Origin of the sequence: Bizionia paragorgiae (assembly GCF_900107625.1) — a bacterium.
Taxonomy (GTDB): domain Bacteria; phylum Bacteroidota; class Bacteroidia; order Flavobacteriales; family Flavobacteriaceae; genus Bizionia; species Bizionia paragorgiae.
The window spans coordinates 13,907-22,010 of the sequence record NZ_FNQK01000026.1; the positions used below are offsets into that span (position 1 = coordinate 13,907).

The 8,104-nt window shown below is 37.4% G+C and carries 6 protein-coding genes; all 6 read right to left on the reverse strand.

Going from position 1 to position 8,104, the window contains the following annotated elements; genetic code table 11:
• Positions 1-599 precede the first annotated feature (599 nt).
• Positions 600-2,951, reverse strand: a complete 2,352-nt coding sequence (locus BLV64_RS13900; RefSeq protein ID WP_092136611.1) for a polysaccharide biosynthesis tyrosine autokinase — start codon at positions 2,949-2,951, stop codon at positions 600-602.
• 9 nt (positions 2,952-2,960) lie between these two features.
• A complete protein-coding gene (locus tag BLV64_RS13905) occupies positions 2,961-3,734 on the reverse strand; it encodes a polysaccharide biosynthesis/export family protein (protein WP_092136614.1) in 774 nt (257 codons plus the stop codon).
• 226 nt (positions 3,735-3,960) lie between these two features.
• On the reverse strand, positions 3,961-4,632 hold the full coding sequence (locus tag BLV64_RS13910; protein WP_092136616.1) for a sugar transferase: 672 nt from the start codon (positions 4,630-4,632) through the stop codon (positions 3,961-3,963).
• 30 nt (positions 4,633-4,662) lie between these two features.
• A complete protein-coding gene (locus tag BLV64_RS13915) occupies positions 4,663-5,913 on the reverse strand; it encodes a polysaccharide biosynthesis protein (protein WP_245705922.1) in 1,251 nt (416 codons plus the stop codon).
• A gap of 452 nt (positions 5,914-6,365) precedes the next feature.
• Entirely contained in the window at positions 6,366-7,514 is a 1,149-nt protein-coding gene (locus BLV64_RS13920; RefSeq protein ID WP_092136618.1) for a LegC family aminotransferase, read from the reverse strand.
• A gap of 92 nt (positions 7,515-7,606) precedes the next feature.
• Positions 7,607-8,104 (reverse strand): NeuD/PglB/VioB family sugar acetyltransferase (locus BLV64_RS13925; RefSeq protein WP_143034180.1); only part of this gene is annotated, 498 nt, incomplete at its 5' end.

Sequence of the window (8,104 nt, forward strand, 5' to 3'; positions counted from 1 at the left end):
AAATTGAAGTTTGAGGTCCTTTTTGTTCGAGGTTGTTTTAAACACAAGATTCTTCACTGCGTTCAGAATGACAAGACATTGAGCATTGCGTAATTAAGACTTCCGGTTTCCAACCTCTAGATTTCAGTTTTCAGCTTCTATCTTCTAACCTTGCTTCTCGATACAATTTTCTCATGCTTCGAAAACCACTCGAAGTGACATGGAGGTTCTATGCATGATGTGAACCAAGAATAAAACTAACTACTATTTACTAGCTACTATTTACTTTTTACGACTGAAGAATCTGTACTTGAATTGAAGTTATGAAGTCTTTTTTGATCGAGGTCACATGTAGCACAAGATTCTTCACTGCTCAGAAATCGAAGATTCGACGCAGTCAATGACAAAATAACGAGCATCGCGTCACTAAGACTTCCAGCTTCCAACTTCTCCAAATTCCCTCAAACCACACATGGAGGTTCTATGCATGATGCGAACCGAAATTAAAACTAATTACTAACCCCTAGCTACTAACTACTATTAACAACACCGTTTAAAAAGAAAAAATGTGTATCTTTTTCTACTAAAAGGATACACATTTTTTTTACTCTCTATTTATTTTATTTCCAAAACTGATACCATGGTGTTTTAGGTTCTTCAGCAGAATACCCATAACCATAGCCATAATTATGGCCTTGCCCGCGACGATTACTCACATCGTTAACAATATACCCCAGGTTAGAAATTTTCTTTTGGTCTACTAATTTCTTAGAAAACTCAATAAGCGGTTTTATAGTCACCCCAGAACGCACCACATACGCTGTAAAGTCCGCTTGATCGGCGAAAGTTAAGGTGTCTGCCACGAGCACCGTTGGTGCAGTATCTATAATCACATAATCGTACTGTTGTCGTGCTTCTTGAATAAAATCCTTAAAGCGCTGACTTGATAACAATACGGTTGGCATTGGTGGGATTGGTCCTGATAATAAAATATCAAAACGTTCACTTTCTCGCTTACGAGTTAATACTAAGTCTTCCCATTTGGTGCTGTTATCACTTAAATAGTTCGATAGTCCAGCGGTTTCTTTAGTTTCATTAATTAAAGGGTGTAACTGCGGGTTTCTTAAATCCGCACCCACTAATAACACATTCTTTTTTAATTGAAAATACGTTTGTGCCACATTAAAAGACACGGTAGTTTTACCTTCCCCTTTCACCGAAGAAGTCATAGCAATAACACGTCCCCCTTCTTGTGGTAGCGCCGAAATCATAAAGTTTAAGTTATGAACTAAGGTTCTAAACGCTTCATCTGTTTGGCTAGTCCCGACAGTGTCTTTTAGTAAATCTTTTGGATCTGCAATAGAAGGGATTTCTCCCAAAATAGGACTATTGGGGTTAATGGCTTCTATATCTTTACCAATATAAATCTTGGTATTGGTTAAAAACTTAAGGTATAAAACACCAACAGGTACAAGTACCCCCAGGAGTAACGCTGCTAAAACAATTATCTTCTTCTTAGGAGCAACAGGAATAGAATTCGTAATAGCATAATCTATAATCTTAACGTTTGGCGAGGTCACTGCCATGGTAATAGCGGCTTCCTCACGTTTTTGTAACAGTAGTAAGTAGAGGTTTTCCTTTAGTAACTGCTCACGCTCTATACTACGCAGTATTTTTTCTTTATTTGGTAGCGTTTCAAACGATTGCTGTGCCGAGTATTGGGCGCGTTTGTTTTGTTTTACGGTTTGTTCCAATTGGTTTTTATACCCACGAAGTGAACTCCCAATATTTGCGTTTAAATCTAAAATGGCCTGTTTAAGGATCTTAACCTTCGGGTTATTATCACCAGCACTGGCTTTCCACTTGTTGTATTCAAGTACGGAGCTATTGTAATCGCTTACCAAATCATTTACCGCTGTGCTATTTAAACCGATATTTGCCGGTAGCAAATTAAAATTCTCATCACTAGCCATACTTTTTTGTAAAACGTCTGCTAACAGTAATTGGGTTTCCACCTCAAAAAGCTGCTCGTCTTTTACGGCGCGTTTTTCAAGTACAGAGGCAGCATCCGCTTCAAATATACTAATGTTATTGCCTTGCTTATAGTTCCCTTTTGCTACTTCTATAGAATCCAGTTCACCCGCCAAAAATTTAAAACGTTCGTCTATAAAAGCAATGGTTCGCTTAGAGACTTCTTGACGGTCTAAAATACCATCTTCGGTATAGACTTCTACCAACGTATTTAATATCGCTTGGGCTTGTTCTTTGCTGGTAGCGTCTAAACTTAAAATTAAAATATCACTATTCTTTCCGTCGGGGGAAACACTAATTTTGCTTAACAAATTCTGAGTCGCTTTACTTACGCTAGTAATCGCCACTCTGTAAGTTGGGTTCTCACCAGGGGATATATTCCCTACGTCCCGTGGTTTGATGGTAAATGGAAATTGTGCCGTTGCTGTTTCTACATAATACGTCGCGGTCTCCACACTCTTTTCGGTTGGGAGGTGGGTTAATTTATAACCACGGTCTTTAATGGTAATTTCAAAATTCAGATCGACTTCAGCCGTATCTGCCTCGGGCACATAGCTCACAATAAAAGGCGCGTTGTATACTGCACTTTCATTGATACGCCCCGACTGAAAATAAGACACCTGTAGATTCAATTGTTCTACTACCTGTTTGTTTAAGCGGAAAGAACTTAAAACGGCACGTTCATTCTCCAAATTCACATTGCCCTTTCCTAGAATTTTATCTAAGTCCAAGGCCAAATCTGTCGCTTCCTTTTCGGTTAAAATTTTAATTTTCGCCGTTGTATTATAACTTTCAGGTGTGTATCGAAGATATAAAAAGGCGCCAACTAAAGCGATACATACACAGACTGCAATCCAAGGCCAATAGGCTAAATACTGGCGTATAATAGACTTGATATCGATCTGCTCGTTGTCAGACTCCTGTTCTAATTGATTATACATAATATACGGTTATCGGGTCAATAAAATAGTGGCACTTAAAAGTAGCGAAGCAATAGATACAATGGTTGTTACATTCCCAACATAACCAGCTGTTTTCACCTTGGCACGGTTAGGTTGTACTACCAGTACATCGTTAGGTCGAATCATATACTCCGGGTTTTCCATCCAATTGGCAGTGGTTAAATCGATATGCGAAATACTACGCACGCCATCCAATTCACGTATAAGCAAGATATCATCGCGGCGGCCGTTTATGGTTAAATCACCAGCATAACCTAAAGCCTGTGGTACAGAGATATTTTGTTCGGTAAAAGTAAAGGTTCCCGAACGCACCACCTCACCTAGCACCGTTACTTTAGCATTTAATAAACGTACAGAAACAATAGGATCTACCAAATGCCCTCCGGTCTCCAACTGCTCAGCTATGAGCACTTCCAACTGTGATGTGGTTTTCTCTCTCGCTTCCACTTTTCCTAAAACAGGAATAGCCACAAAGCCTTCAGCATTAACTAAATACCCTTGTAGTTTTAAAATTTCAAGATTGGTACCAAAATTCGTGTTTGTAGTCCGGTTATACGGAATAGCAGTTTCAGGTATTGCTGCACTGATGGTAATGGATAAGATATCGTTAGGCTGTACTGTATTTTCACGGTATTCAATGTTCGTTTCTTTGTAAGAATCGGCATCTTGAAAGTATAAAATCTCCTTATTACTCACACAGCTACTAAGTAGCATGGCAAGCACTACCAGACTGAGTAATGAACTTAAATGTTGTTTTATCATAAACTAATTAATCTTCAATGGTTATTTAGGCGTGGCAAGCCTGATTTTAAGCTATTAGCAGCGCTTTACCACGCAGTATTGGCCCTAATTAAAGGAGTGCAAAAATAGTAACAATTTGGAACACCACAACCCTAATTGCCTATAAATATAGTATTTCTTAAATAAATATAGTCGAGACCTCAACGGTCTAATAGTCTGTTATAAAATGCTATTAACTGTTACTACCTTAAAACGGACGTCTTGGTAAGTCTTTAAACCAACTGTATACAATTTCACTGGTCGGATTTAGTATAACCCAAGCCGTTGCCAGTATCAGTTTGACATCCACCATAAACGACTCGTTTTTTTGATACCATTGCTCCACTTGCCCTTTAAACGGATAGATTTTATTTGCATAAAATGCCCAGGTATCCTCTCCTCTATTTTTCACTTCGGTAATCAGCTCCTCTTCATCTCTAAAGATTACCGACCCAATACCTGTCAGTCCCGGTTTTACGTTATAAATTACTTGCTTTACGTCTTCCGGATAGGCATCAAAACTTTTTTGCATCACTGGTCGCGGACCAACAACACTCATATCGCCTTTAAAGATGTTTATAAGCTGAGGCAATTCGTTAATCTTACTTTTACGTAAAAAACCTCCCATAGGGGTAATTCTTGGATCCTTTTTTGTGGTCATTATCCCCCCAGCCATATTCGGACTGTCCTTAAGCATGGTCGCAAACTTCCAAATTAAAAACGGTTTGTTTTTATAACCTACACGTTCTTGCTTGTACCAAATATACCCCTCACCCGTCAGTTTTAAACCAATCATGATTGGGATTAGCAATGGTGCTAGGATTAATAAGGCTACCCCGGATACAATAATATCACAAAGTCGTTTAAATAATTTATACATTCTTTATAAATTTAATTAGTAAGTTACCGCCTACATCTTCTGATCCAAGCTCCTCCCTGTTTCAATATGCTCAAAATCAGGAAGGTGTTGTTTTAATAAATCTACGATAGCTGTTTTGTCATACGTTCCAGAATCCATTAGGGATTTTAGCTCGATGATCGTAGCAGAAATTTGGTCTTGCGATAATTTTCTAGCGTTTTTAATCACACCCAAACTATCATACGTATCTTGATCCACTACATCCGTATCTGTATAAAACTCTTCGTATAGTTTTTCTCCAGAAGTATCTGTTTTGAAAAAATACACAGGATATGGATCTTTGTCTGTCGTTGTTAATGCTAATTCTTTGGCTTCAACATCAGATTTACATTCTACAATTGGACGGTTTGATGCTTTGAAGAAATCAATAGTGATATCCTTAAAAAAGGCCATTTCTTCTTCTGCTAATTTTGGGAAAAAGATTTCACCTGAGTTTCCTAGCATACAAGCTAACATACAGATTTGACCACTTTCTTCTGGCGATACAAAAAATCGTTTTACATCAGCAGGACATGAGATTGGCTGGTTTTGAAGTAAACGTTCAATGTAACCAGCTAATAGTGAACCGTTAGAAAAGGCTACATTCGCAAATCGTGCAGTGGTAATTTGTAATTCGTTACTATATGACATAATAACTTCTTCCATTAACTTTTTACTCGCTCCCATTACGTTAACTGGGTTTGCAGCTTTGTCTGTAGAAACACAAAAGAAATGCTCTGGCTTATTCTCTGTCAATAAATCTAAAAACTCCTTCGCCTTAAAGACATTGTTTTCAATCATAGCCTCAATAGAATATTTGTCTTTTTCGCTTCTTACATGTTTGTGAGCGGCAAAATTAGCCACGATATGAAAAGGCCCTTCCGCCAAAAACATTTTGCGAAATACAGGATCTCCAAAATTCATTGGGTAGGTTCTATAATCTTCTGGCACATACATGTTAGCATCTGAACGCAATGTTCTTGTTAACTCTGTTAAACCATTTTCGTTGGTATCAACCACAAATAACTTCCCTGGTTTAAACTTTAGAATGGCTTTGATGTAAGAAGAACCAATCGTACCAGCCCCCCCAATTACTAATACGGATTTACCCGCTATTTTTTTACTTAAAATTTCTTTATTCGCTTCGATGTCCTTTCCAAAAAGGCTTTCTGCACGCTTTGTAATATGCGTATTTATAAACTGTGGTATATCAATTATATGCATGTTTTTATTTTCTTTTGGTTTGTATTCTGACTGTGTCAAAGGCAAAAATACTTATTTTAATTTCAATTTTATATTGTGATTAGTTTTGAATTATTTAAATGGTAGTTTGAGAACGAATGCTTCTCGATACAATTTTCTCATGCTTCGAAAACCACTCGAAGTGACATGGAGGTTTTATGTATCAACTGAACCGAAATTAAAACTAACTACTAATTACTATTTACTAACTACTAGAATACTAATCACTAATCCCGACCCCTAAATCCCCTAAAGGGGACTTTTTGTTTTCGGTAAAGTGATATGGTGGTTCTATTCATGAACCGCACCGAAATCAAACCTAATGCCTAATTCCTATTTATCTATTCACTATTCACTAAATCCGCTTCAAAACCACTCGAAGTGACATGGAGGTTCTAGGCATGATGTGAACCGAAATCAAAACCTAATACCTATTCCCTAATACCTAATACCTAATACCTAATACCTAATACCTATTTACTATAAAACTCCTTAATCGTCCTAACCACCGTCTCCAACTGCTCTTTCGTTATCCCAGCCGAACTTGGAATACTAATGCTGTTCTCATAAACAGATGCAGAAACATCATTCTTATTAATGTAAATATCGTCTTTAAACATGGCCAATTGATTCATAGGCATCCAAAATGGTCTGGATTGTACTCCGTTTTGGTTTAAATAATCTAATAACTCTCTCATGCGAGATGTACTAAATGTAAATAACCAACAGTTAGGATCTGCTCCTTCAGGAATTTCTTGAAATTGTATATCGCCAACTCCATTTAAGTGTTCACGGTAAAACGCATCCATCTTTTTCTTCGCTTTTAACGTTTCTGGGAAAGTTTCCATTTGAGCCACTCCAATTGCAGCGAGTACATTTACTAAACGGTAGTTATAACCAATCTCGTCATGTATATAATCCATGGCGCTGACCTTTGCTTGGGTGGTCAGATGTTTAGCGCGTTTTGCTATTTCTTCATCATCTGTTACTATAACTCCACCTCCTCCTGTAGAAATGATTTTATTTCCATTAAAGCTAAAAACTCCAATTTTACCGAAGGTACCTGCGTGTTTTCCATCATAGGTACTTCCTAACGCTTCTGTACTGTCTTCGATGATGTCTAAATGATATTGCTCAGCAATAGCGAGCAAGCGTTTCATATCACCAATGTTCCCTAAAACATGGACAGGCATTATCGCTCGAACTCTTTTCCCTGTTGATTTGTCAAAACTAAAAGTTCCGTTGTTAGACGTTTTTAATTCTGTATTTTCTTGAAGGTATTTCTCCAATAAATCTAAATCCATTTGCCAATTGTCTGCATCGACATCAATCAGAATGGGTTGTGCTCCTGTGTATTTTATCGCATTCAATGTTGCAATAAATGTAATGTTGGGAGCGATAACATGAACGTCTGCTGTAACACCCAACAAGATTTGGGCAATATGCAAACCAACGGTTCCGTTCATACAAGCAACGCCATATTTGGCACCTGCATATTCAGCAACCATTTCTTCAAATTGCGTAACATAACTACCAGCTGATGAAATCCAACCAGTTGTTAAACAATCAAGGACGTACTTCGACTCGTTTCCTTCGATTTTTGGGATTGATAAGGGAATCATTTTTATTGTTGTTAAATTGTTAATTCGTTGATTTGTGAACTCTTTTTTGTTTGTCGAATAATCTAGAACTATATCATTAAATGCTTAAAAATTTAAATCAGTAGTTTCGCTGGATTTCCAACTACAGTTTGACCATCTGGAATATCTTTCACCACAACTGCACCAGCACCAACGATAACATCTTTTCCTATAGTCACTCCTTGTCTCACAACTGCTCCAGCTCCTACAAAACTTCTTTCTCCGACTGTAACGTTTCCTGCTAAAACAGCACCAGGAGCTATATGGGCAAAATCTTTTACTTTACATTCGTGTTCTATTATTGCGCCAGTATTGATAATACATCCAATTCCAATTTCAGTCAATGGATTTACTATTGCTCCTGCAGAAATTAAAGTGTTCACTCCAATTGTAGCTGTTTTGGAAACAATTGCAGTTGGGTGTTGTAAAGTCGTAAATATTTCTTCTTTTACAGCAATTAGTTTGTTATAGACTTTCTCACGAATGGTATTATCTCCTATACTTCCAAAAAGTAAAGCATCGTGTTGCTCAAACTTTTCTTCTATGTCTAAAAAGCTTAAATTATATGGATT